Origin of the sequence: Rhodococcus sp. ARC_M12 (assembly GCF_022810385.1) — a bacterium.
Taxonomy (GTDB): domain Bacteria; phylum Actinomycetota; class Actinomycetes; order Mycobacteriales; family Mycobacteriaceae; genus Rhodococcoides; species Rhodococcoides navarretei.
On the sequence record NZ_JALGQI010000021.1, the window covers coordinates 74,842 to 99,929 of the forward strand.

Genomic DNA, 25,088 nt, shown 5'->3' on the forward strand with positions numbered 1-25,088 from the left:
TCGGTTGATTGCGTCACCGCGACGCGTTCCCTGACCGGGTCGACGCCAGCCGGTAGGAGTCGGTACCAGTTTCGATGATGTTGCCGCCGAAGGTGAGGCGGTCGACGATGGCCGCGCACAGGCGCGGGTCCGTGAAGGTCTTGGTCCAGCCGGCGAAGCCCTCGTTGGACGCGATTGCCACGCTGCCTCAAGGTCGGCGCGGAGCATGTCGTCGATGGCCGACTTGAACGGATCCAACCGGGGCGAGGAACGCACCGGGGTCTTCCGCGGCGGTGGTTCCGCGGACGTGAGGGCCCGGCGAACGGTGCCGCGTCCGACTTGGTGCTTGCGTGCGAGCGCTCGGATCGACATGCCCTCGACCCGGGCGTCCCGACGGATCGCAGCGAACAGTTCCACACGCACCCTCATCCCGAAACCCACTTCCGGTGCCGCGAGGACCGCTGGATGCGGGTCCTCCTGACGCCACGGAAGTGGGTCCAGATCAAGCCGTCACGACGCCACGCCGAAGCCCGGGTGGGTCCCGAATCAGACCGTCACACTGGTCCCGAATCAGACTGTCACCGCCAACGCGCCGCGGTAGTGCACGAAACCGGGGTCGCCGTTGCGGTCGAGGGAGGCTACTTCGACGTTGAATTCGGGCTGGCTCATGGCAAGTGGTCCTTCGAGGTGTGGGTGTGCGCCCGCACGCGGAGAAGATGTGTCGCGCGTGCTCACGGGCGCACTGGGGATCCGCGACCGGTGCCGGTGCGCGGGTTGTGCGAGGGCAGCAGTGTTCAGTGCGCGGGCGCAGTCGAGGACTGCGTTTCGGTCGATATGTCGGGTGCAGGCGACGAGGCGGCGTCATCGTGGTGTCGGTCCGGTGCCGCGGCGGTGTTCTCGGCACCGACTCGGCGGCGCGGCGTACCGCGACCGGTGGCGCGTTTCGCTGACGCCTTGGATGCTTTCTTGCCGGTCGGCGGTGTCGGAGCGGTCAGTCCACTTCCGGTGAGTTCGGCAACCGTCCACCCGGCATCGATCGCTTCTTTGTACGCGGCGGCGTGTTCGGCGTTCGCGTGTTCAGCGGCGCGAGTGGCCTCGGCGACCTTTTCGCGCGCATCAGCGGATGCCTGGGCAGCGTCGAAAAGGGACTCGATGTATTTGGTGCGGTTTTCTATCGCGGCGCGTGCGCGCGCGATGACGGTGTCTTTGTCGACAGCGGGAGAGACAGACATGGTGAGGGCCTTCCAGTTTCGGTGCGCGGAAATCCCCACCGGACAGGTACCGATCGGTTCAGCTCGCAGCGCCGTGAAGGCGTAGTGCGGGGTGAATCGGTACGGGTGGGGCGCGCTCGAACGTGACCCTCATCGACGCTCGAACATTGCAAAGTGTAGATCATTCGGCTGTCCACTGGCCGCCCAGCCGAACACATTCGTCGATTGATCGAACGCTTCTACTGGCGCGCCGGACAAGCAGCAAACCAAGACATGTAACGCTCGATGCTTTTACAAAGAAAAAGTGTCGATGGCGCTCGCCCGAAGCGCATCAGACGCTAGGAGACGCTATGTCATCGCCGCATTCTCGAATCGCTACGTCAGCCGTGTTGTTCTGCGCCGCGCTCGTGGCTTTGGCGGGATGCTCGTCAGGTGACGCAGCGGACAGTGCGTCGCCTACCAGTACGTCCAGCTCGGTGACGACTGAGTCTGCTGCCACGAAGCCCAACCGGCAATCCGCGACGACGACTACGACCCCTTACTCAGTTCCCCGGTCTTCAGATCGCAGCGCGCCCATCGCCGCGGAGGTCGTCGAGAGCGGGTGGTCACTGAACGAGAGCGGCACCCAAGTTTCCTACGGCGTCCGTGTCCGTAATGCCGGCCCAGCAGCCTCGTTCCCGTCCGTTACTGTGACGGCGCTGGACGCGGATGGTGTTCCCCTCGAGACCAAGAAGAGCGAGCTCGGAAGTTACGTTGCCGCCGGCGCTGATTCCTACATCGGAGGGACTCTCATAAATTCAGCCGACATTGCTGATCTCCAGATCACGACCGATCCAGGGCAGAGCCTCAATCGCTCTCAACAACCCGTCGTGGTCACCGGCGAAGCGACGATCAGTGGCTCCGGGTACTCACCTCGCATTGTCTTGACAGCCCAGTCGAATAGCTCGGAACCTGTTGATTCACCCGCCAGGATTGACATGGTCTTCCGGGACGACAGTGGTGCGATCGTTGGCGGCACCTGGGCGTATACGCAGAGCGACATTCCCGTGGGCGGCACCTTGAAGGAAGCGCCCTCCATCTCGGGATTTGCGCCCTCCGATTCGACCTCGGTCGAGGTCACCATCTCTGAGTGACGGCCTGGACGTAGGGAGTTCGCGTAGCGCGGAAGTTCGACGCGCTTCCGCTCAGTTCTGAACGTAACTGTTGTATTCGGGGCAATATGCAAGTACGGCAAGACCGACAAAGTCGTTGGCTTCTGTTCGTGTGTATCCGCCGGACCGTTGTGCAATTTCTGAGGCAGCCAAGATTGCGTTCGCGGGGTTTGCCGAGTTGTCGATGGTGCGACACGTTGTCTTCGCCACCGACACCGCTTGTGCGGGTGAGGAGTAGTCGACCCCGAGGTCGGTGAGACTCTGCGCGAATGCGGCATCGATGGACGAGGCTCTGGTGGTCGATTGCCGTGAGGTGGTCGGTGACGCCGTTCGAGGAGTAGCCGCAGATGTGGGGGCGGTCGACATCGTTGTGACGACTGTTCGAGCCGGGGCAGCCGTTGCTTGCTGCGGCTCGGAATCTTGGCGTGGGTAAAAGATCACGAGTGAAATTACTGCGGCGACCGCGACTGCCAGTACCGGACCGATCAGGGGTTTTGTCCGGCTTCGACGTCGACCCGATTTCGTTGACCGAGTTGCCTCGGTGGGGCTTGTGTGGATGTTGGGCTGTGCGGCGGCTGTCGGGGGCGTGTCTGTCAACGATGGTGTGTCATTTTGTTCCGACACCCAGGACTGCCAGATCGACTCCGAGGCCGAAGCGTGGAGTGCTGCATCCAAGTAGGGGTCCGGAGTCGCGTTCATTCCGGCCGACTTCTTGTGGAGTTCGGGAACAATGACTCGTGCTTCTGTGAGTCCTTCTTCGGCGGACACGCGCATGAGCAGGGTGCGTTCGATGGTGCTGTGGGCATCACTACCCAACGCTGCGACTGTGAACTCTATCGAGCCACGATCGTTCCCATCTGGATACAGGACAACGGAACGTATGTGCCGGAACGGTATTACGAAGTCGCCGTGCTGCGGAGCGTCGCGGGTCTGGCAGAAGAGCCTTACCTCACGTTCGTCGACAATCATGCCGCCATCGACCGTCACGAATGCGTATTCACCATCGTCAGTGACGTTTTCTTCGGACACCTGCGTCCTTTGCTGTTCGACGCTCTCGCGGGCGAGGCGCTGTATCCGGTTGGGCGGAACACCCTTTAGTCGTGTGCAGCGCACCCGCTGTTACGTCGCGTGTACTCCACGCGCGGGCACGATCGGTGAGCATGAGTGCAAACCGTTGGTGCAACGGCTGCACTGTGCGCAACGCAATTGCTTGAAGCGGCGTCGGGGGCGACGCGTGTGCGGTCAGTAATAGTCGTTGCCGTATGGGTCGCGGTGGTACCCGCGTCGGGGTCTGCGGTCGGCAACACCGCTCGCACCGCCGAGCGCGAACAAGGGAAGCATGAACAGCATCACCGCGATGAACGCGCCGATCACCGCGATGAATGTGGAGAACACGACAGCGAGAACGACGAGGTACGCGCCGACACCGATGACGGTGAGAATGTTCGCCACGAACCCCTTCCATCCGGGATCGTTCTCGCCGAGGTACCGCACGTACCAGATCAGGAATCCGGCACCGGCGACAGCGAGTAGGGGGAGCGGTCCGACGTCGTCGGTGAAGAGCGAGGAGAGCGTCATCTCGTAAGTCCTTTTCGTTGAGGACTGCTCTCACCGGTGCGGTGCAGCGGCCCGAAGCCTTGATGGATCTATCTCTACCGGTCGCCACCGACAACGTTTGTCGGTGGTCGTGTCAGAACAGTGTTGGTGGTGCTTGTGCGTCGAAGCTGTATCCGGCGAGGGCGGCGCGCAGTCGGTCGGCGTCGTAGCCGTCGCGGAGTGCATCGCGGATTGCTACGGCTCGTCCGTATCGTCCGCGTGGATCGCCGCCTGCGGGTGTCGGGCCGATGTGGCGTCCGGTTGCAACGGCGTGTGCAAGGTTCGTCGATTGGGTGCCGCGTTTGAGGTGGCCGTCATCGACTCGCACACAAAGGGTTTCGTCGCAATCGTGCTCGCCGACGATCCCGTCTCCGAGGTCGCCGTGCGCGAGCAACAGTGCGAACCGGTGTGCCGACAGCGTTCGTGGTGTGTCGCCGTCGGTGAAGGTGAAGCGCCCGTACCCGTCCGGACAGCTGACGGCCGATCGCCACAGCCAGCACGTCGGAGTGATGACCACTTTCGTCCAGAACCGTGCCACGGTCTTGGCGGTCAACGGTCCCTGCAACGGACGCCACGACCGACGAACCGACATCTCCGGTTCGACGACGGCGTCCCCGCCGAACAGTGCCAGTTGCGTCGTCGCGGTCACGGTCAGCGTCCCGATAAGTGGTGACCGTCGGCGAGGTGTCGACGCCGCGCGTTCCGCAGCACAACGAACGCAACGGAGGACGCGTCGGCAAAGGTCGATGTCGTATTTGATCCTCCGGCCACGAGTTCGATCGTCGGGGCGTGGAAGTCACGAAAACGCGCGTCGGGAACGAACGGTTGCGCGGGTGCCTCGCGCCCACCGAATCGGATGCCAGCTCGCTCCATGAACCCTCGGGTGTCGCGGAAGGAGATCGCGGGCAGCCACATTCCGGACCCCTGCACCGCCGACGCGTAGGCGAGGTCGGCGTTGATCATCACCGCTCCCAGGTGTGCCGATTGCAGCAGAGACAGCACCGACGGAGTGACGCCGAGTTGGTGTCCCAGAGCGGTGCTAAACAAGTCGGTTGCGGTCTCGACGCCGATCTTGTCCGACACGCGGATGCGTGCGTTGTCGGTGTAGACCGCGTACGTCCCGTGACTGTCGAAGTCAGGCTCGAGCCACACCAGCGCCGCGCTGCGTTGCACGACCGACGCGGGTTCGGCGATCACAGTGCCCGTCGCGGCGGCGACAGGTGATGCGAGGTGCGGGTGCAGCAGTGCGACCCAGTCGGCGGCGGACTGACGCTGCGGGCCGAGTGTGAACTCCGCGTCCAGGCGTGCCTCGGTGTGCACGCGCACCCGGCCGGTGTCGTCGACATGGATATTCGGAACGGTGCCGTCGCTGCTCCAGGCGAGCACGTTCGGATCCGTGTCCGGTGTGTGGGGAGCGGGGTAGCCCGCGTCGGTCAATGCCGCCACCAGTTCTCCGGTGTAGACGCTCATCTGTGTTCTCCGTTCGTGTCGTCGGCCGGTGCCGCGACGGTGTCCGGGGACGAGCCGGTGCCGGTGTCGGAGTCGTCCGAGGAGTCGGTGTCGCTGAGCAGGGCCAGAAGTTTGCGTGCTTCCCCGGTCGTGATCTGGGTCAGTGTCGCGGCGGCGGCGAGTGTTCCTTCGCGGGCGCGGATGTCGTCGAGCGCCCGAGCCATTGCGAGTTTCGCGGCGTCGATCTGCTCGGCGGCGGTGAAGAACGCCGTCAGCGACGCCATGTTCGCCGCGTCCCGGCGCTGACGATCCGCGAGCACCTTCTGTTGCGCCGCACGCGCCCGAGCACGCGCAGTCATCCGAACCTGTGTCGACGCCATGCGGCCAACCATAGCCCCAGACCCCGTCAATCTCACAGATCCTGACACAACCTCCCGCCATATCACCGATCCACCACAACCGAAACCCCAGTTCACAATCAGCTACTTCCACTGCCACCGAATACCGATTCACAGCCAAAACCAACCCACACACCTCATGCACTATGGAGCGGCGCGCGTTTTCGCTGGTACAGTCCGCGTTTGTGATGGGTCTGCACAAGCTGACCGCTGGGGACGGGTACGAGTACCTGACCCGGCAGGTTGCGGCTGCCGATTCCACCGAGCGTGGGGCCTCCTCACTGGCTGATTACTACTCCGAAAAAGGCGAGTCACCGGGCCGTTGGGCCGGGGCCGGCCTCGCTGGTCTGGGGTCGGTCGCGGCCGGCCAGCAGGTGTCCGAGGCGCAGATGAAGGCCCTGTTCGGTGAAGGGCTGCACCCGAATGCGGACCTGATGTTCGAGCTGGCGCTCGCCCAAGGGGCGTCCCAGGCCGACGCCGCCCGGTCGGCGAAACTGGGCCGGGCGTTCAAGATCGACTCCGGCGCGACCGCGTATCGGGTGGCGTGCGCGGAGGCGTTCGTGGCGCACAATCTCGCACGCGGGCAGAAGTGGAACGCGGCGATCGACGACGCCGACCGCGCGCGGATCCGCACCGATGTCGGATCGAAGATGTTCGCAAAGGAGTACGGACGCGCGCCGGCGGACGAACGGGAACTGTCCGGGTGGGTAGCGAAGGTCGGACGGCAGAAATCCAGCGCTGTAGCCGGTTTCGACTTGACGTTCACACCGGTGAAATCGGTGTCGGCATTGTGGGCCGTCGCCCCGCGCGAGGTCGCGGAACAGATCGAAGCTGCACACGAGTCCGCGATCGCCGCCGCGGTGACGTACCTGGAGAAGCACGCTTGCTTCACCCGCGTCGGGACCGGGGGAGTGGCGCAGGTCGACGGCAACGGTTTGATTGCCGCACAGTTCACACACCGCGATTCACGCGCGGGTGATCCGAACCTGCACACCCACGTCGCGATCAGCAACAAGGTCGCCGCGACGATGCCTGACGGCACGACCAAGTGGCTCGCACTCGACGGGGCCGCGTTGTACCGCAACAATGTTCCCGCCTCCGAGGTCTACAACACCGTCCTCGAAGCGCAGTTGCGTGAACGCGTCGGCGTCCGGTTCACCGAGCGAGCGTCGACCGATCGCAGCAAGCGTCGGGTCCGCGAGATCGACGGCATGGACGAACGTCTCGCCGAGCGGTGGTCCTCGCGTAGCGCCGCGATCAGACTCCGCACCGCCGAACTTGCGCGCGCCTTCCAGGCCGATCACGGACGTGAACCGACCGCCATCGAAGCGATCTCCCTCGCCCAGCAAGCGACGTTGGAAACCCGTGCTGCCAAGCACGAACCGGTCTCGCACGCCGACCAACGCAGCGGCTGGCGAGCCGAAGCGATCGAGATCCTTGGCTCACAGAAGGCGTTGTCGGAACTGGTCTCCTCGATCACCGCGCACACCGCCGCCGAAGCGAGGACGGACTTCGATCACGCCTGGGTGCGCGAGACCGCCGAACGCTCACTCGACATCGTCTCGCGGAAACGATCACGGTTCCTACGGCACAACATTCGCGCCGAAGTCGTGCGGCAAGTACGCACTTTCGACCCACCGGCCGAGCGCATCGACGCACTCGTCGACGCGGTCACCGACCTCGCGTGCGGGGACGAGTTGTCGATCGACCTCTCCGGTGCCGCCGACACCGACCCCGCGGCCGATATCGCCCCGGATGTGATGCGCCGACGCGACGGTGCCGATGTGCACACCCGCCACGAATCGCAGTTGCTCACCACCGCAGCAGTACTCGACGCCGAAGCGCGCATCGTCGCCCTCGCCGGACGCACCGACGGTATTGCGATCGACGACAAGCACGTCGAGATTGCGTTGCTCGAATCCGCAGCGAACGGTCTCGACCTCAACGCCGGGCAGCGGTCGCTGGTGCGCGCGATGGCGACCTCGGGAGCGAAAGTGCAACTCGCACTCGCGCCCGCAGGCACCGGCAAGACCGCGTCGATGAAAGCGTTGACGACCGCGTGGCAGAACGCCGCCGGCCGTGTCGTCGGGTTCGCGCCGACCGCTGCCGCCGCCGCAGTCTTGCGTCAAGATATCTTGACGACTACCGACACGTTGGCGAAGTTCGTCGACATCACCCAACGCTTACGCGAGGGCCGGTCGGTGAAAGTTCCGCAGTGGTACACCGACATCGGCGAGGACACTCTCGTCATCGTCGACGAAGCGGGCATGACCGGCACCCTCGATCTCGACGAAGCAATCACTGCACTTGTCGAGCGCGGTGCAACGGTGCGGTTGATCGGTGATGATCAACAGCTGGCCTCCGTCGCCTCCGGTGGCGTGCTCCGCGATATCCACGACCGCATCGGTGCGTTGTCGCTCTCGCAGGTCGTCCGGTTCCGAGACCCGGCCGAAGGTGCCGCATCGCTCGCGTTGCGTGACGGCGACGAAGCCGCGATCGGGTTCTACATCGACCACGGACGGGTCCACGTCGGGTCGATTGCGACGGTCACCGACGACGCCTACACCGCGTGGGCGGCCGATCATGCGGCCGGCAAGGACGCGCTCATGCTCGCCCCGACCCGCGAGCTCGTCGCCGAACTCAACACCCGCGCCCGCTCCGACCGCCTCGCCGCCACCGACACGCGTGTCGGCCGGGAGGCTGTCCTCGCCGACGGGCTCGTGGCCAGCGCCGGGGACACCGTCCGCACCCGCTCGAACGACCGCCGCAACCCGCTCTCGCAGACCGACTGGGTCCGCAACGGTGACCGCTGGATCGTCGAGAAGGTCGGCCGGGACGGCTCGCTGCGGGTTCGGCATATCGAACTCGGACGCACCGTCACCCTCGACGCCGACTACGTCCAGAGCGCCACCGAACTCGGCTACGCCGGAACCGTGCACTCCGCGCAGGGCTCGACCGCCGACACCTGCCACGTCGTGGCCACCGGCGACGAAACCCGCCAGCTCGCCTACGTCGGACTCACCCGCGGCAAGCAAGCCAACCACCTGTACTTGGCGACCGCGTCGGACGGCGACATGCACACCGCGATGACCGAACGTGGAATGCTTCCCCCGACCGCGGTCGACGACCTCCGCGAGATTCTGCGGCGCGACGGCGCACAGGTCTCGGCGCACTCCACTCTCGCCGAAGCCGACGATCCGCACCTCAATCTCTCGCCGGCTGCGCGGGCCTACGACTACTCGGTGGCTACCGGCTCCGAAGTGCACCTCGGCCCGGAGGTGATGGCCGCGATCGACGTCGCCGCCGAAGAAGAGGCACCGGGTCTGACCGACGAGCCCGCATGGCCGACCCTGCGCGGACACCTGGCGATCCTCGGTGCACACGGCCGCGATCCCGTCGAGGCCCTGCGCAGTGCTGTCCGTTCGCGCGAACTCGATACCGCCCTCGACCGGGCCGCAGTTCTCGACTGGCGTCTGGACCCGAGCGGCAAGCATTCCTCCGCCTCCGGGCCGCTGCCATGGCTACCTGCCATCCCGACAGCGGTACACGATCTGCCCGAGTGGGGTGCCTACCTCGACGCCCGCGAGGAACTGGTGACGGCGCACTGCGCACGCATCGCCGTCGACGTCGCCACGTGGACACCGACGACTGCACCGGTGTGGGCGCGCCCGCTGCTCACCGACGAACCCGACCTCGAACTGCTCACCGATCTCGCGGTGTTCCGCGCCGCACACGACGTCGACCCGGCCGATCGGCGTCCGACCGGACCCGAGCAGCTCGCCGCCGCATCGGTGAAAGCGCAACGCAGCCTCGACCGCCGCGCCGCCGAAATGATCGACACCGGAAACGATGCCGTCGCCCGGTGGCGTCCGTTCGTCGACGAACTCGACACCCACATCGCCCGCGATCCGTACTTCCCGATGCTCGCCGACCGACTTTCCGCCGCCGCCCGCGCCGGAATCGAAGTCCACACCCTCGTCCGCGACTCCCTCGCCACCTCGCCGCTACCCGACGAGCTGCCCGCTGCCGCACTGTGGTGGCGACTGTCCGGTGAACTCTCCGTCGCCGCGCTCGACGCCGACACCGACGGCGCGGTCCTCGAACCCTCGTGGACGCCGGTACTGACCGAACTGCTCGGCTACACCGCCGCCGTCCGCGTGATGTCCGATGCAGCGTGGCCCTCGCTCGTGGCGACCGTCGACGACGCCGACCCGACCCTGTGGACCCCGGGACAGTTGCTGGGGACCGCGTACGAGTTCCTGCACGGCGGCATCGACCCGGTCGATCACGGTGTCACCCTGCCCGCTCACGAACTCGCGACCGCGCTGACGTGGCGGGCCGAGATGCTGGTGCGCGAGAACCACCTCGCCCGCACCTACACCCCACCCATCGCCGAACCACTCTCGATCGAGGACGAAGAAGCCGTCCCCGTCGTCGACGAGGCGGTCTCCGACACCATCGGCGGCGAGCTGCCCGACGAGTTCGTCATCCCGGCACCACTACCGACCGAGGCTGCTGCGACCGACACCGTCGTCGACGGCTCGACCCCCGCGATCCCGGTCGACGCCGACTACCTCGCCTCCCTCGATGCACTCGACGCCCCTGTCGACTACGACCAGCCGCCACCGCCGGAGTACGACAGCGACTACGACCAGCCACCACCGGAGTACGACAGCGGTTACGAGGACGAGTACACCGGGGTCGACCACGAGGCCGGCGCACCACTCGACATCGCCGCCGACACGGCCGAGGCCGCCACCCCCGACGCCGATGTGTGGGATGCGTTGCGCTCGCAGATCGAGACGATCGAGCTGCCGTACCCGACGGTCACCACCGACGAACGAGTCCGACTGCTCACCGCAGATCTCGACGACGCGAAAGCCAAATACCGGGAGCTACGTGGCCAGCTTTCCGACGGCACCAGCCCCGCACAGTTCCATGCCCGCACGATGCTCGCCGAGCTGCAGGAGCGAGCCGACCGGCAACGCCCCGCCCGCATTGCCATGCTCGACACCCGCCAGGAGTGGACCGACCGCGAGTTCGAGGCCGAAGCGCTCTGGCATCACATCGACACCGTCATCCGGCCCGCCGTGGCCGCCGACGTCGCGGCTGCCGGGGACGACGACGATGCACGCGCCCTCGCGCAGCGCGGCCTCGACTGGGAAATCTGGCGCGCCGGATTCGTCGACGACACCGCGACCGCCGCCCGCACCCGCGCACACGAAGCCGCCGCCGAATACGAGCGCGTCACCGCCGCCGACGGGGGAGAAGTCACCGCCGTCGACGTCACCACCGCACGCCTGGCGGCCGAGAGTATCGACCTCGCAACTCTCGCCGAGCTCAAGGCCGACGTCGACCGCACCGAAGCGATGCTGTGGCGGGCCGAACAGGCAGCGCAGCGTGCAGCGATGACCGACACTCTGACCTTGACGCCGCACGTGCAGCCCTCCGTTGAGGCTGTCGACGCACCAGCAGCCGACGCAGTCGAGCAGCTCGAGCAGACGGCCCCGACCGAGCTGGCAGTAGAGGACGCCACCGAGCCTGCACCCGAGCCGCAGCCGGTGCTCTCACTGGCCGATGCCACTCTGCTCGCGAAGATGGAACGAGACCCGATCAGGCTCGTACCGGACGCCGAGCTGGCCGCGTTCGTCGACCGCGCCGGACGCGACCGCACCGAACCCACCGTCGTCCCCGACACCGAGAAGTTGTACGCCCGACTCGACGAGCAAGCCGCCGCGATCGCAGCAGCCCGCGAGATCGAGACCGAACTACGCCGCGTCACCGCTCAGTACGAGGCCGCACGCACCGAACACGCGACGCTCACCGAGCAGCTGTCGACCGCGAAGAGACGTGAGCGCAAGAGCATCGAACCCGCCGTCGACGACGCACGACTACGGGAAGAACGCCTAGCCCGCCAAACCCGCGACACCCAACGTGCCGCCCGCGACGCCTCCGGCCGGGTGGGTGCGGAGACCGGCGAATGGCCTGCGATCGTTCAACGCGCGACCGATCCGGATCGGCGCTCCGCTGACCTCTCCGCCGCAACCGTGTTCGATACCGCCATCACCGAACATGCTCGCCGCCGCCGACAGAAGCTCACAGCACCCCAACGTGCAGCGATCGAGCAGCGACTACGCCGCGAAACCGACGTCACTCCTGAGGCCATCAACGACGCTCCACCAGTCGAAGGAATCACCGATCAACGACGCGACACCGAAGTTCTGCGAGATGCCGAGCGCCAGGATGCTGCACGTGCACGTTCTCTCGCCAGTGCCCCGTCAGCGTCGAATCGACAGCCAACGACGGATGCCGCCACGCGCAGACAAACCCCACAGGACATCGACCCGAATCGGGGGATCGATCTCGACCACGGCCTGTAACGAGCCTCCACGGACAGACGCGCGCTCAGTCGCTCAGTTCGGGATGTGGGGCGGGCTCGTGTAAGTACTCGATCAGCTCTTCATGGCGTTCCGATGTTCGGCCGAAAACCGGCGTGTCACGGAAGTACTCCAGACCCTTAACGATCGAGTGATCGGTTGTCTCGGGACCGAACTGGGCCAAGGCAAGCTGTGTGCGCGCCATCATGATGTCCAGTTCTCTACCCTCAGCTGTGGCGTCGTCATCGAGTTGCCGGATCGTCCGTCGTGCTACGAGCAGGCTGTCTTGGCGACCGGTGAGGAAGTCGAACCATGCTCCGGTCAGATCCCCGGCGTTCGCGGCTCCTTCGACGCTGCCGCCCATGTTGTTCCACGGCGGGATCTTGCCGAATGCCTTCTGGTGGCCCTTGATCAGCTGCCCTTCCGCAGTTTTCGCGTAGCCCTCCGTGGCATCGTCCGCGGCATCCGATTGAACGATGATGCTGTAGCCCAATCGTTCGTGGGTTTCGAACCATGCGTCGACTTCCTTCGCTTTGTTCCCTTTACCAGGGGTGCCCTTCAACCCGTTGTGATTGGCAAACCGGTCGGGGAGGTTCTTGGCCAACCCCAGGTAAAGCGCGTCGTGGGTGTCTGGGTCCCAGAAGCAGTAGATCCCGGCGGTATTCCAACCCCCGCAGAGAAACGCTCGCAGGACTTTTCGCATATCTTTGCGTTCGTCGTTGGAGTACACGTCTCTAATGATCGTTGCGAGAGCCATCCGTCGACCGTACGACGCTGCCACCCACGTGAAGGCAGAACGAGGAATCGTCCCAAATCTTGCACAGCCGGGCCGGTCCAGGCTCGTCAACGCCGGTCCGTCCAAGTGCGTGGCAACATGTGGGCATGGTGACACTTGAGCCGAGCATTGCCCTGTTTACGTGTGAAAACGCGATCAGACGTCTCATGAGCACTGTCTTCTCAGAAACGTACGGTCCCAACTGGATCGAGAAGGTAACGACCGAGAAGCAGCGCGCGAATTGGCCAGAACGAGTAGAGGCCGAAGCGAACACCCGAGAGCCTCGCGGCGTCGCCGAAACCGACGGGCCGGGGCTCACCTACGCAAACTTCTCCGACTTGTTGGCGATCGCTAAATTATTTTGGGCGGATCTATCGCCGGCCCTCAACAAGCAAGCCGACACCTTGCCGCTACTGCAGCGGTTCGAGCAACTGAGAAACTCCATCGCTCACGGACGGCTTCTGCTGACGTTCGAGCGCGAACTCCTGTCCGGCATCGCCGGTCAAATACGAAACCAGGTGACGTTGTACATGAGCAGCCAAGATCCCGTCGGAGAAATTTACCCGCGCATCGAATCTGTGGTGGACTGCTTCGGCCACACGCTCACCGGCCAGGGCGTGCCGATCGGGGAACTATTCGATAGGAAGGTGACCGAGAAGGTCCTCTTCCCAGGGGACCGGGTTCAGTTCACGGTAATCGGTTTCGACGCCCACGATCGGCCTCTCGAATGGTGGTTCACCACCCCGGCAAGCCTACGAGTGACGGGTCATTCCACGAGCGGAAAGGAAGCCGAACTCGAATGGCAGGTTGCAGAGGGCGACGTGGGCGAGGCGGTTGACATAGACATTCACATGCGCGCCCAGGGCTCTAAGTACCAGCGTTGGCACGGATTCGACCATCGGGCCTACTTCCGATACATGGTCCGTCCCCCCGTGGATTACGGCCCGGCGTAAAGGTTCTGGCGCATTCCGTGGCCGGATACGAGGCCATGTGATTGCTGATGCGGGACCGCGTTAGCTATTTTTCAGATGAGAGGACACTGTGCTGACTAGGACGTCTCGAAGCTTGTAATCGAGCGATTCGCGATACCCGGAATGATGCAGAGTCGCCTCGAACTGGGTGTCTGCTCCGAATCCGCCCGATGGACGTAGAAGCTCGGACTCGTCCATGGATTTCGGAGACTTGAAACGGGCGGTAATCCCCGCGTCGGGCTGTGCTCGTAGGTCGTAGACCTGACAATCCGTACCCACCGCATAGAATTCTGGCTCTTGGTCTCCATTCGGCGTCAGGTGCAGTGACCAGCCCTGGACGCCGATCTTCGTAATGGAGCCGTACTTATATCTGTGCTGACCGGGGGGCACGCCGAGTTTCGTCATCGCGCGGATGAACTCCTCTATGTCTGCGCGCGTGCGGCTCATAGCGTTTGCTCTCGACAATTCGTGCGAACCGTTACGGTTCTCTCCATCGCGCTTCAGATTCTGCGCCTCGTCCATGAGTCCCATGTCACGCATCATCCCACCACGCGCAACAAAGTGCCCCTACTGTTATCCAGCGGCCAAAGCTGGGGCTGATGACTCGCCGGACCGCTGGTAGGCCCGGCGAGCCAGTCACCTGTTATTCCAGTTGGGGCCCTATGTCGCGAGTGGGACCGTTTGGATCCGGAGGCGGGCGTCGCCGATCGGGGGCCGGTCGATCGGTGCCGGGTGCCCGGTGTTCGGGTGGTGCGGACAGTCCGCGCCGGGGGCGGTCCAGGTCGACCGCATCGACACTCGACGACGATGAACTGCGCTGCAACGCTTCGACTTCGGCCTGGCGCATCATCGCGCGGACGTTGTCGGCGCTGCCCATTCCGAGCTGTTCGACGTACGCCGGGGTGGGGTTGAGCATCAGCGACCACCCCGGTTGCCGTCCCTTCGCTGCTGCGCGTTCGGCACGGGCAGCGTCGCGGGCGAGGGCTTCGGGACTCGTTTCTGCCTCCTTGATCTCGCGCCGTAGCCGGGCGACTTCGTTCGAGAGATCCTTCAGCTGTAGCGCTTTCGGGAAGTCGGACAGCTCGACCAGTTCGAGGTCGTCGAGGCGTTGCTCGTCTCGATCGAGTGAGCGTTCGGCTTTCGCCAGGTCCGTGTCGACGGTGTACGCCATGTTCTCCACCCGCGTGAGCAGACCGAACGAGTGTTGGCTGCGGTCCCCGTCCCCGATCCTCGGATACAGGTCATGCGCTTCGATCACCTTCGTCGACGACCCGAGACCGGAGAACGACAGATACAGCGCACTGGCCTGGGCGGGGCGAGAGGCCTCGATCGGGAATCCGCTCATCTCCGCGATCACCATCGACTTGGTCAACCCTTCGCCCTTGAGGGCCTGGTAGGTGCCCTGCAACGCTATGGCCATCGCATTCGCGGCATCGCTGCGTTTGTCGTAGAACACCCCGCGGATGGTCATACCGGGCCACTGCTCGACCTCGCGCCGGCCTTTGAGGATCGGTGCTGCTTCGGTCAATTGGGCGACCCGCTGGCGTCCCCGCGGTACTTCACGGCGCAACCGGTCGCGGTCGCGTTCGATGGAGCGTTGCTCGGCGAAATGCGAATCCGCTTCGGACTGGAGCTCCTGGAGCTGGGAGTCGAGTTCGATCTGTTGGATGTACCGATCATCGCCGGTGGCGAGGGCCTTGGTCATGGCCGAGTTCTCGGCGAGCGAGTCGCTGTCGAGTTCGACCACGCGCCGCATCGACCGGTCCGCTTTCTTGAGCTGTTCGATGAAGTGTGCCTTGCGGTGCACGGTCTGCCACATGACGGTGTCGAAGGTCTTCTCGGCGACGTAGTTGAATACCTTGACATGGGCGTTCTGGTTGCCCTGCCGGATGATTCGGCCCTCGCGCTGTTCGAGGTCGGCCGGTCGCCACGGCACATCGACGTGGTGCAGCGCGATTGCCCGGTCCTGAATGTTGGTGCCGGTGCCCATCTTCTCGGTGGACCCGAACACCACCGATACCCGTCCGGTGCGGCACATCTCGAACAGGCGGGCCTTTTCCGACGGCTTCGGGTAGTCGTGGACGTAGGCGATCTGCGTGGGCTCCATTCCGCCGGCGAGCAATTCCTCGCGGATCCCGTCGTAGATCGACCACGACCCGTCGGCTTTCGGGGTGGATCGGTCGCAGAACACGATCTGCAACGCACCCGGTGTCGGGTGCGGTTCGCCGGAGGCATCGAGGTAGGTGTTCTCGCTCGATTCGTTGTGTACCTGCAGGATTCGTTGCGCGACGATGTGCGCGCGCGAATGCTCCGGCGGTGCCGGGTCCATGTGCGCGACCCTCGGGTCGAGGGTGGCGTTGCGGCCGTCGTTGGCGACCTTGAGGGCGTTGTCGAGATCAGGACGTTTGACGTCGGCGTGATCGGCCCGGTAGCCCAGATCGGCGATGAAGTCCTGCACCTCGAGGGCTGGAGTGAAGGTGACGTCGGTGTTGCGGCCACCGTCCTTGACCGGCAGGTTCGCCGGCACCTGATCGCGGGTGACGGCGTCGGTGTAGACGCTGGTCATACCGATGAGATCGCCGACGTTGGTGAATTCACCGACTCGGGTGATGGCCCGCAGTCTCGATCCGGACGAGTTCAGCTCGACCCGTTCGACGGTGTCGGTGAACGTCGCTCCCCAGTCGTTGATCGAGGCGACCCCGGCGTCCTCGAGGAGATCCGGACGCAGGTAGTGCTGCATCACCCACAGCTCGGCGAGGGAGTTCGCGACCGGGGTGCCGGTGGCGAACGTGGCGACACGTTCGACGTACTCCTCCGGCGGGATGCCTTTGGTGATCGCTTCCTCGCGGCGCATCGACCGCAGATAGTTCAGCTTGAGGTCCATGTCGGTGGCGCGGTGCGAGCCGTCGTTGGCGAGCTCGGTGACCCCGGACGCGCGGGCGAGGTTCTTGAACTCGTGGGCTTCGTCGACGAACAGGTAGTCGCAGCCCGACGCCTCGAACGTCAGACCGCGATCCTTTCCGGCCTGTTCGAGAGCGGTCTCGAGTTTTTCCTCGAGCTTGGCCTTCATCGCTTCGAGTCGTTTCTTGGTCTGGCGGCCTTCGACATCGCCCAGATCCGCGTCGATGGCCTGGACCTGGCCGCGGATGTACTCGGCTTTCGTGCCGGGATCGACCCCGATGGAGGAGAACGCCGACCGCGGCACGATGACCATGTCCCAGTCCTGCGAGGCGGACTGTGCGACGAGCAATCGGCGCCCTTCGGCGTCGGTGGCCGCCGATCCGGAGAGGATCCGCGCGCCGGGATACCACTGCCCGGCTTCGCGGACGACCTGGTCGATGATGTGGTTGGGTACCACGACCCACGGCTTGTCCGCCAACCCGAGGCGCTTGAGCTCCATCGCGCCCATCAAGATGGTGCCGGTCTTGCCGGCCCCGACGACGTGATCGAGCAGCACCGTCGGCTCGGAGACGATCCGGGCCGCGGCGTCGCGTTGGTACGGGTACGGCGAGTACTTCTCACCCAGTCCGGGGAAGGCCATGTGCGCACCCGAATGCACGGGCGCGACAAGGGAGTTGAACTTGTCGTTGTAGATGTCGAGGAGCTGTTCGCGGCGCACCTCGTCGGAGTGCAACGCCCACTGCCCGAACTCTTGCGAGAGCCGCCGCGCCTTCGACTGGGCGGCGCGGGTCGCGGCATCGTGAATGCCCGGTGCCCCGGCGTTCTCGCGGAACTCCTTGGAGGTGGCGATCTCGATCGGGTCGCTGTTGAGCAGGTCGGTGAGTAGTTCCTGCCACTCGTAGTCACCGGATCGCATTCCGGCGTTGCCGATACCGCGGTCCTCGGCGGGCCGGTGCTCGAAGTTGTACTTCGTCGACCACGATCCACGTTTGGGCACCAGGCCCCACTTGAGGTGCTGCTCGCCGACACCGGGGTAGGCCTCCACCGACACCGACCAGCGCCCCGATGCCCGCTCGATGGTGACCGGAACGTCTGCCGGTACCTCGAAGGTCTCGCGGACGAACTGGGTGTAGGTCTCGATCGGCACCCACGGGGCACCGAGCGCGACATCGACATCGGTCTTGCGCGGCGGGATGACCGCGGTCAAGGCGTCGACGTTGGCTTGGTAGCGGGGATCGAGCGCGGCGATCTCTTCGGCGTCGACGAGTTTGGTGCGGACGTTGCCCGACAGATACGTCGACGAGGATACCCACCGTGTCGGATCGGTCAGAGTCCGGAAAGCACGTCCTTCCATCTGGGTCTCGGCCTGCTCGACGGTGGTCCCGAGCAGCTCGGCGATCCGCCCGACGTCGAGGCGGGCTTGCTCGTCGAGGCTGATGGCCATCGCCTCGTCGACCGTCTCGGCGTGGCTGCGCAGCTCACGCGAATACAGAACGTCGGTGTGGAAGATCGCCGCCTTGCGGGCGGTCATGGTCTCCTCGTCGAAGTGCTCGAGGGAAAGCACCGCAGCGAACGTCGGATCGGTGCGCAGCGCCTTGCCGAGATGGCTCTGCAGCTTGGTGGGCTGGCGCGGATTGATCCACGCATCGTCGGACAGCCGGTCGTAGACGTCTTCGGGAATCTCCCCGGCGTACGGATCTCCGGCGACGCCTTCGTCCTTACGCCAGGTGTCAATCAGCTTCGCCAGAGCGGCGTCGTGCTGGGTTTCGCTGAGGTCCTTGGGTATCGACATCTTGAACCGGTTGATCGGACCGTAGCGGGCAACGTAGGCGTCGTACTGCTCACCCAGGATCTCCCGCAGCGCTTGCCGCTGACTGGGGTCGGTGGGGCCACGTTGCGCGTCGATCAAGGCGTGGGTGGTGTCGCGCAGCGCGAGCAGCTCGCCCCATTCGGCGACCTGCTTGGCCCCGCGAGTGTTCACCGGCTCCCAGTCGCGCGAATTCCAACCTTCGATGGTCTCCATCTGCGCGTCGTGCCGCAGCGTTCCCACCGCGAGCTCGTCCTGCGCCGGGCCGTTCCCGATCGCCAGCAATCCGCGCTCGAAGTCCTCCCGGGTGGGCCCGAGGGTGTCGCGCCACGATGCGGTGAGCCCGAGACCGTCGGTCTTCGCGACATCGACGATCGCGATGAGTCGATCCTCGACCAGGGAAGCAAGGTCGACGTCGCTGTCGGGGGCGTCGACGGACAGCGTCTCGTTGCCGTACATCCCGTGTCCGACCCGCAGCTCACCGAGCACCCATTCGGGGTGATCGGTGTAAACGGCATTGATCGGCACGCCCTTGTCCTCGCCGGCATCGTCGAGAGCGGTCGCGTTCTCGAGCTGCAAGAACCGCTCGGTCAACGGTGCAGGCTTCACCCCGTCGGCGCGGCGACGCAACACGAGAATGTCGGTGACGACCTCCGTCCCGGCGACGCGCCGGAATGCGTTGGACGGCAATCTCACTGCGCCGACGAGGTCGCCGAGGGCGGCGATGTCGCGGCGGGCTCGCTGGTTCTGGGCGTCGAGGGTGTAGCGGGAGGTCAGGACGGTGACGTACCCGCCGGGTGCGGTCATCGCCAACGATTTGACGATGAAGTGGTTGTGGATCGAGTGCTTGGCCTGGTTGTGGACCGGGTCGTAGAGCCGGTAGTCCCCGAACGGGACGTTGCCGATCGCCGCGGTGAACGATGACGCCGGTGCGGTGGTCTTCTCGAATCCTTCGGCGCGGATCTGCGCCGACGGATTCAACGCCGCGGCGATCGCGGCAGTGGTGGCGTCGAGCTCCACCCCGACCATCTGCGCGGAGCTGGGGGCGTGAGCGATGAATGTTCCCGACCCGCAACCCGGTTCGAGAACCCGGCCGCCGGTGAACCCGGCCCGCATCGTTGCCTTCCACATCGCCGCGGCAATAGCGGGGTCGGTGTAGTGAGCGTTGAGAATGGTCCGCTGCGCCTGCGCCCAGGCGGTGTCGTCGAGTAGCGCGCGGACCTGCCCGCGTTCAGTAGTCCAATCGTCGCGGCGCGGGTCGAACACCTGCGGCGTTGCACCCCAACTCGACCACCGGGCCAACACTGCTTGCTCGTCGGCTGTGGCGTAGCGATCCTGCGCGGTCACCGCCGCCAGCACCCGCAGGGCCTCGATGTTCGCTGCCACACGGGCTTTCGCTCCAGAGGGCACCAGGATGTCGGTGCCGGGCCGGAAGTCTACGGGCTCGACATTCCACAGACGTTCGGCGACCGTCTGAGTATCGACCACCATCCCTTCAGTGGTGTCCGGGACTGCGATCTCCGGGGAGACGGGGACAGTCTCGGATACCGGCGCAGTCGTCTCCGGCATCGGTTGGGCTGTGGGGGAGTCGATCCCGACGCTGGGTGGGGGAGTGCTCTGCGCGGGGAGGAGTTGGTCGACGCGGCGACCGTCGACGGCGATCAGGTGCCGACTCTGGTTGCCGTAGCTCACCGCTGCAGCGTGATCGTCGGGCCCGAGGGTCTTCTGATTCTCTTCCGGAATCAGCGACACATCGCCCGCGCGCCGCAGCTCCATCAGTGCGCCGGTGACCTGGTCGGCGGTCAGCGTCCCGTCGAGGTCGGCGCGGATCCGCGCCAGCCGCACATATGCCTCGTCCTCACGTGCCAGCCGGCCGTAGGCATCGCGCACCAGCTCCGTCGGCGACGGAGCTGGCACCGGCGGCAGTGCCGGGACGTCGACGGCGACGTCCGGGGCGACCTCCGGTGCGGGCTGGAGCTCGCGCGCCTGCCGGGATGCGGCGTCGGCGGCGAGGATCTCGGGATCGACCGGTGCCGGGAGTGGTGTGCCGCCGATCTCGGTGCCGGCCGGGTCGATCGGTGCGGCCCCGTCGGCGTCGAACGAGAACAGATCCAGTTGGGCGTCGGATTCGCTGCGGCGGGTTACTTTCCGGTTGCCGCGTGCTCGGCCACTCTCTCGTCGAGCTGGCTGGTGAACGATGGATACAGCGGGTGGCTCTGCGATGTCGGGTAGGGCTCGTTGTCCTCGATCCTCGCCGCTATCAGATGCGCTGCGTAGTAGAGGAACTGCACCGGTCGGCCCTTCCACAGTTGATCGGTCAGCCGGTCCGCTTCCTTGTCCGGGTCCGCGCAGTTGAGCGGGTTGCGCCACCGCTCCGGATCGCTCTTGTGGACCTGAATCCGCGCCTGATCCCGTTCCGCTTCCGCTTCCGGGCTCTCCTGGTCCGGTGGGTAGGCCTCCATCTCCGGCGGGAGCTGGCCGTAGATCTCCTCGTTGATCACGAAGTCCGTCGCCTGCGCCCACGCCTGGTTGATCATCCCGACCTTCTCCATGTACGGGGGCGGCTGGCCGTTGTCCCGCATGTAGCGTTGCAGCACTTGCTGTTCCATGACGATCTTCATGTTGTCGATCCGCTCCGCGATCCGCTCGCTCTCGGTCTCGAGGAACGCCTGCTGATCGGTCGGGCTCAGCTCCTGCGGCAGCCCCTGGTGCTCCAAGTAGAGCTTCATTATGTCCTGCGTTATCGGGTCGATCATGGGTGTCACTGTCCTCTGTCTCGGCGAACAAATCGAGTTGGAAATCGTCGGAATCTTTGGCCACGGTGTGCGCTCCTGAAGTCGGGCGAGACGTCTGTGCGACCCGCACTGCCCGGGACCGGGCAGGGATCGTTAACGTCGTCGTCGGCCGGAGACGCACTCTCCGGCTGCATCGGACCTGGTGGGTCTAGCCGGACCCACCAGGTCCCTTCGGTCGATCGAATCGGTAGTTGTGTCAGGCTCCACCCGAATCGTCAAGATATGGTGACGATTCGGGTGGAGCATCAGTCGAGCCCGTCGAACCAGCCCGCTGGGGGCAGAGTCAACGTTCGCCGTAGCGGCGGGGTCGTGACGTGCTTGTCTCTGCTGCACAGATACATCGGGCCACCGTCCGGATCGAGCAGTACGCGCAGCATCGGGTCGGCATCGTGAATCCACCAGGCACTCGGAGCCCCGAGATTCTCGCTCGCCTCTGCGCCCTCCCACGCCAGCCACAGATCACGCAGGCGTCGCACCACTTCGTCGTGTCGCCACCACTCGGGACAGAACACCCGGCCGCTCTTACCGGCGGTGCCGCTGAGCTTGCGGGTGATCAGAGTCGCGAACCAGGTGTCGAACCAGTCGAACATCGACTCGTACTGCCGCTCCGGTGCCGGCGGCTCCTCGTCCGGGCCGCCCTCCGCGGGGCCGCCCTCTGCCGGGTCGAAGTCGTCGAATGCGGTCACAGGCTCCGCCGGGTCGAGGTCGTCGAATGCGGTCACAGGAACGGCTCCTCGTCGATCTCGGTGACCTCGTCGAGGTCGACTGCATCCTCGTCGAGGAGAATCTGTGCCTTCTCAGGGATTCCGTATCGCTCGCCAGAGGCGGTGATGGCGTCGGCGTTCGGGCCGTCGGACCAGTACAGCTTTTTCATCAGCACCGGCCGGTTACCCGAAATCTGCACCAAGGCTCGGGTTTTCGGGATCGCGGCAAGGTCGTCGACGGTCATGATCGGTTCCTTCGACCAGGACTGCGACTTCGAGGTCGAGCCGCTGTCGAACATGCCGCCGCCCCGTGAGGCCGACCAGCGTTCGACGTCGTGATCACCGACGAGCGCGGACAAATCCGACAGGGTGGTCTTGTCCTTGATTCCGCCGCCGTACCAGAGGAAATTCGCGGCATCCTGGAGTTGCTTGACCCCGTCCTGGCCCCACACCTTCTGGGCCTGGGAGAGGTTCTGCACGATCGTCATCAGGCAGATCCCCTGCGAGCCGAGGTGGGAGTACCAGGCGGGGAGCTCGGGGAGACGGCAGACGTTCGCGGCTTCGTCGAGGATGCACAGCATCGGCACCGGCATCCGTCCGCGCGGGCTGCGGCGAGCGGTGCGCTGAGCGGCGTCGATGATCGACCCGATCAACGCCGTGGTCAGCGCCGACGACGAGTCCGGCCCTTCCTTCGACAAGGCGTAGAGCGTGTCGGTGCTGGTTACGAACTTCTCGATCACGAACTCGCGCATCGAATGCGGGTATCGCACGCCCCTACCGATGTCGGTGTCGCGGACCGCGCCGAGCGAGACGTCCACACGCTCGGGTGGGAGCACGCTCATCACGTAGGTCTGTTCCTCGAGCAGACCGATGAACCGGCGAGCCATGTCGTACAGGCCATCTCGTTGGCGCGGGTTGAGTCCGCGCACCGATTGCAGCCGCATCGCGACGATCTGGTGGTTGTGTTCCTCGAGGATCTTCTGGGGGAGTTCGTTCTCCTCGTCGGAGAGCCACCCGTAGACGTGCAGCAGATCGCCGCCCGCACACGATGCCGCCAGCATCATCTGCGCGAGCAGTTCCTGTGCACCCCCGTCGAAGTACGCATCGACGCGAGCCGAATCGTCCTTCGATGCGGCCGCGAAGTAGGAGGCGAGCTTGCGGGCCGCGACGATGGAGGTAACTCCGCGCAGCGGATTCCACCAGAACCCGTCACCGCCGGTGCGGGGGCCTTCGGCGATCCCCTGCAGGTCGTAGCGCCACACCGTGCCGAGCTCCTCGCGAACGCCGCGGGTGAGGTCGTGGCCGTCACGTTTGTTGGAGGTGAACATTGCCGCGCCCGGTGCGGTGCACAGGGCGTCGATCGCCATCGCGGCCGTTTTACCCATGCGAGGTCCGGCCAGGGCGAACATCATGTCCTCCCAGGACATGTACACCTTCTGGTTGCCTTGGACCGTGCGGCCGACGATGACTCCGATGTCGGCGTCGTCGAGGGTGTCGCGGTCGGCCAGATCCGAACGCAGCGATTTCGCGCGATCACGGGCCTGCTTGCCCGTCACCCCGGTCAGCTTCGATGTCGACCCCATCAGACGGGCCTTGGCGTCGACGTCGTTCTTGCCGCCGCGTGACGCCCGAGCGGCCGTAGCGACGCCGGCGAGACCGGAGCCGATGATCACCGCCATCACGAAGATCACTGTCGACACCGTCGGCCACGTCAGCTTCCCGCCGGCCACGGAGAACAGTGCCTGAAACGGGTTCCCGGGGATCGACTCACCGGTGTCGGTGAACGCGTGCCCGAGCCGGAGCGATCCGTATCCGAGGGCGATCAGCACGATCACCAGCGATATCGCGATTAACGGGACCATTGACGACTGTGTGCCGGCCCCCTTGGCGGTCGGCCTTTTGGTCACCATGTGTCCACACCACCTTCGACAACTGTGTCGACGCCGCGGTCGATCTCGATGACCTGCGCGACCCGATCGGTGATGTCGACGACCGAACCCGACGACTGTTCCTGGCGCGGTGTCTCCCGCAGAAGGTCGACCAGTCTCAGGGGTTCGACGTCGGCCGAGGTGGAGGACACATCGAGTGTGTGCTCGGCAATATCGTCGAAGTCGAGGCCGTCGAGGTCGGCCGGTAGCTCCAGGACGTCCAGTGACAGACCCGGACGAAGTACGGCGTCATCGACACCGTTGTCGACAAGCCGCTGCCGCCACGCATCCTCGTGGACTGCCGTGCGATCGGCCGTGGCATCGGCCCAGTCCTGTTGGACGGGGTCGGTGAAGGTCTGGCCGGCGATCAGCTCGTGCGCGACACCGGTCGCGGCGAGATACGCCGCCGCCCGCACAAGTGAGACGTCGGTATCGAGTAGACCGAACGCGCGACTGTCGCTGCGCGGCTCGTAGGAGTGCGAGCGCGCGCGATTTTCCTCGCGGCGGGTGTGCGCCCGGTCGGGCAGGCTGCGGCGTCGAGCGGCCGCCAGAGCTGCACGGCGACCGCGTTCGTAGGCGGCGGCAGCGATCTGTGAGCGGCGCTGCAACTCGGCGGTCGAGACAGTGCCGGTGGTCATCGACGGTCACCGCCGCCGGCATGGAACTGGATTGTAAATGAGCTCGTGGAGAGCGAGCGCGAATTAGACATGGAGGGCCTTCACTGGGAGCGTCGGCCAGCCCACAGCACGAAGACACCGATACCCGAAGGCGGTGCGGTGCAGCGCTGTTGCTGGATGGACGCTCGACCGTGACCCTCATCGACGGTCGAACAGCTTCACCATAACGCATGACGCGGGTCTCTGGCAGCCTCCGTCTGGCTCGGGGAGCGTCAATAGGGCTCTTCCCAGATGACGGTGTAGGTCGGCCGGGCGCGTCGGTCCGCAGATAGACGTCGAGGTCTCCCGACGATGGAGGTTCCTACGCCATCCATCCGAAAGACCTCGACGTGTCCGACGCTACCCCGCCGGCCGGCTTCGGCCGCCCTG

Annotated in this window: 17 protein-coding genes and 2 pseudogenes; 4 read left to right on the forward strand and 15 right to left on the reverse strand. The window is 65.4% G+C overall.

Annotated elements, in window-relative coordinates; genetic code table 11:
* Nucleotides 1-13: 13 nt before the first annotated feature.
* The 3 genes and pseudogenes from MTX35_RS23160 to MTX35_RS23170 form a co-directional block, all read right to left on the reverse strand.
* Nucleotides 14-184 (reverse strand): annotated as a pseudogene (locus tag MTX35_RS23160) (ATP-binding protein); the annotation flags it as partial.
* Nucleotides 163-408 (reverse strand): annotated as a pseudogene (locus MTX35_RS23165) (IS21 family transposase); the annotation flags it as partial. The pseudogenes MTX35_RS23160 and MTX35_RS23165, both read right to left, overlap by 22 nt.
* A 365-nt stretch (nt 409-773) precedes the next feature.
* Entirely contained in the window at nt 774-1,211 is a 438-nt protein-coding gene (locus tag MTX35_RS23170) for a hypothetical protein (RefSeq protein WP_243597174.1), read from the reverse strand.
* A gap of 668 nt (nt 1,212-1,879) precedes the next feature.
* Here MTX35_RS23170 and MTX35_RS23175 point away from each other — a divergent pair.
* The gene (locus MTX35_RS23175; RefSeq protein WP_243597175.1) at nt 1,880-2,323 is read left to right on the forward strand and encodes a hypothetical protein; all 444 of its coding nucleotides are present in this window, start codon (nt 1,880-1,882) and stop codon (nt 2,321-2,323) included.
* Between the two features lie 51 nt (nt 2,324-2,374).
* On the opposite strand, the gene MTX35_RS26315 is transcribed toward MTX35_RS23175, so the two are convergent.
* Nucleotides 2,375-3,115, reverse strand: coding sequence for a DUF732 domain-containing protein (locus tag MTX35_RS26315; RefSeq protein WP_374230350.1), 741 nt, complete (start codon nt 3,113-3,115; stop codon nt 2,375-2,377).
* A gap of 24 nt (nt 3,116-3,139) precedes the next feature.
* Here MTX35_RS26315 and MTX35_RS23180 point away from each other — a divergent pair, with 24 nt between their 5' ends.
* Nucleotides 3,140-3,439, forward strand: a complete 300-nt coding sequence (locus tag MTX35_RS23180; RefSeq protein WP_243597176.1) for a hypothetical protein — start codon at nt 3,140-3,142, stop codon at nt 3,437-3,439.
* Nucleotides 3,440-3,583: 144 nt separating this feature from the next.
* On the opposite strand, the gene MTX35_RS23185 is transcribed toward MTX35_RS23180, so the two are convergent.
* From MTX35_RS23185 to MTX35_RS23200, 4 genes are all read right to left on the reverse strand, one after another.
* Nucleotides 3,584-3,919 carry a hypothetical protein gene (locus tag MTX35_RS23185; protein ID WP_094722035.1) on the reverse strand — a complete coding sequence of 112 codons (336 nt, stop codon included), beginning with the start codon at nt 3,917-3,919 and terminating at the stop codon, nt 3,584-3,586.
* 112 nt (nt 3,920-4,031) lie between these two features.
* Complete coding sequence (locus tag MTX35_RS23190; RefSeq protein ID WP_243597177.1) at nt 4,032-4,586, reverse strand: hypothetical protein; 555 nt, start codon at nt 4,584-4,586, stop codon at nt 4,032-4,034.
* 2 nt (nt 4,587-4,588) lie between these two features.
* The gene (locus MTX35_RS23195) at nt 4,589-5,407 is read right to left on the reverse strand and encodes a hypothetical protein (RefSeq protein WP_243597178.1); all 819 of its coding nucleotides are present in this window, start codon (nt 5,405-5,407) and stop codon (nt 4,589-4,591) included.
* Nucleotides 5,404-5,766 (reverse strand): hypothetical protein, encoded by a 363-nt coding sequence (locus MTX35_RS23200; RefSeq protein WP_243597179.1) that lies wholly within the window; start codon nt 5,764-5,766, stop codon nt 5,404-5,406. Before MTX35_RS23200 ends, MTX35_RS23195 begins: the two co-directional genes overlap by 4 nt.
* 206 nt (nt 5,767-5,972) lie before the next feature.
* On the opposite strand from MTX35_RS23200, the gene mobF reads away from it, so the two are divergent.
* Complete coding sequence (gene mobF / locus MTX35_RS23205) at nt 5,973-12,164, forward strand: MobF family relaxase (RefSeq protein ID WP_243597180.1); 6,192 nt, start codon at nt 5,973-5,975, stop codon at nt 12,162-12,164.
* A 25-nt stretch (nt 12,165-12,189) separates the two neighbouring features.
* Here mobF and MTX35_RS23210 read toward each other — a convergent pair whose 3' ends face one another.
* Entirely contained in the window at nt 12,190-12,918 is a 729-nt protein-coding gene (locus MTX35_RS23210; RefSeq protein WP_243597181.1) for a hypothetical protein, read from the reverse strand.
* Between the two features lie 125 nt (nt 12,919-13,043).
* On the opposite strand from MTX35_RS23210, the gene MTX35_RS23215 reads away from it, so the two are divergent.
* A complete protein-coding gene (locus MTX35_RS23215; RefSeq protein WP_243597182.1) occupies nt 13,044-13,889 on the forward strand; it encodes a hypothetical protein in 846 nt (281 codons plus the stop codon).
* 60 nt (nt 13,890-13,949) lie between these two features.
* Here the strand turns inward: MTX35_RS23215 and MTX35_RS23220 are convergent, their stop codons facing one another.
* From MTX35_RS23220 to MTX35_RS23245, 6 genes are all read right to left on the reverse strand, one after another.
* Nucleotides 13,950-14,438: a hypothetical protein gene (locus MTX35_RS23220; RefSeq protein ID WP_243597183.1), complete on the reverse strand. Its 489-nt coding sequence runs from the start codon at nt 14,436-14,438 to the stop codon at nt 13,950-13,952.
* Between the two features lie 112 nt (nt 14,439-14,550).
* On the reverse strand, nt 14,551-20,838 hold the full coding sequence (locus tag MTX35_RS23225; RefSeq protein ID WP_243597189.1) for a helicase-related protein: 6,288 nt from the start codon (nt 20,836-20,838) through the stop codon (nt 14,551-14,553).
* Complete coding sequence (locus MTX35_RS23230) at nt 20,757-21,371, reverse strand: hypothetical protein (protein WP_243597184.1); 615 nt, start codon at nt 21,369-21,371, stop codon at nt 20,757-20,759. The genes MTX35_RS23225 and MTX35_RS23230 overlap by 82 nt, the downstream gene beginning before the upstream one ends.
* 284 nt (nt 21,372-21,655) lie before the next feature.
* On the reverse strand, nt 21,656-22,132 hold the full coding sequence (locus MTX35_RS23235) for a DUF4913 domain-containing protein (RefSeq protein ID WP_243597185.1): 477 nt from the start codon (nt 22,130-22,132) through the stop codon (nt 21,656-21,658).
* Entirely contained in the window at nt 22,129-23,976 is a 1,848-nt protein-coding gene (locus MTX35_RS23240; RefSeq protein ID WP_243597186.1) for a type IV secretory system conjugative DNA transfer family protein, read from the reverse strand. The genes MTX35_RS23235 and MTX35_RS23240 overlap by 4 nt, the downstream gene beginning before the upstream one ends.
* A 41-nt stretch (nt 23,977-24,017) precedes the next feature.
* A complete protein-coding gene (locus MTX35_RS23245) occupies nt 24,018-24,680 on the reverse strand; it encodes a TraI DNA relaxase (RefSeq protein WP_243597187.1) in 663 nt (220 codons plus the stop codon).
* Nucleotides 24,681-25,088 lie beyond the last annotated feature (408 nt).

What these genes read in the sequence shown, in the direction of transcription:
- MTX35_RS23240 (WP_243597186.1), bottom strand. Translation starts at nt 23,976, where the DNA reads ATGGTCCCGTTAATCGCGATATCGCTGGTGATCGTGCTGATCGCCCTC.
- MTX35_RS23230 (WP_243597184.1), bottom strand. Translation starts at nt 21,371, where the DNA reads ATGATCGACCCGATAACGCAGGACATAATGAAGCTCTACTTGGAGCAC.
- MTX35_RS23170 (WP_243597174.1), bottom strand. Translation starts at nt 1,211, where the DNA reads ATGTCTGTCTCTCCCGCTGTCGACAAAGACACCGTCATCGCGCGCGCA.
- MTX35_RS23215 (WP_243597182.1), top strand. Translation starts at nt 13,044, where the DNA reads ATGGTGACACTTGAGCCGAGCATTGCCCTGTTTACGTGTGAAAACGCG.
- MTX35_RS23220 (WP_243597183.1), bottom strand. Translation starts at nt 14,438, where the DNA reads ATGGGACTCATGGACGAGGCGCAGAATCTGAAGCGCGATGGAGAGAAC.
- mobF (WP_243597180.1), top strand. Translation starts at nt 5,973, where the DNA reads ATGGGTCTGCACAAGCTGACCGCTGGGGACGGGTACGAGTACCTGACC.
- MTX35_RS23200 (WP_243597179.1), bottom strand. Translation starts at nt 5,766, where the DNA reads ATGGCGTCGACACAGGTTCGGATGACTGCGCGTGCTCGGGCGCGTGCG.
- MTX35_RS23195 (WP_243597178.1), bottom strand. Translation starts at nt 5,407, where the DNA reads ATGAGCGTCTACACCGGAGAACTGGTGGCGGCATTGACCGACGCGGGC.
- MTX35_RS23185 (WP_094722035.1), bottom strand. Translation starts at nt 3,919, where the DNA reads ATGACGCTCTCCTCGCTCTTCACCGACGACGTCGGACCGCTCCCCCTA.
- MTX35_RS23245 (WP_243597187.1), bottom strand. Translation starts at nt 24,680, where the DNA reads ATGACCACCGGCACTGTCTCGACCGCCGAGTTGCAGCGCCGCTCACAG.
- MTX35_RS23210 (WP_243597181.1), bottom strand. Translation starts at nt 12,918, where the DNA reads ATGGCTCTCGCAACGATCATTAGAGACGTGTACTCCAACGACGAACGC.
- MTX35_RS26315 (WP_374230350.1), bottom strand. Translation starts at nt 3,115, where the DNA reads ATGCGCGTGTCCGCCGAAGAAGGACTCACAGAAGCACGAGTCATTGTT.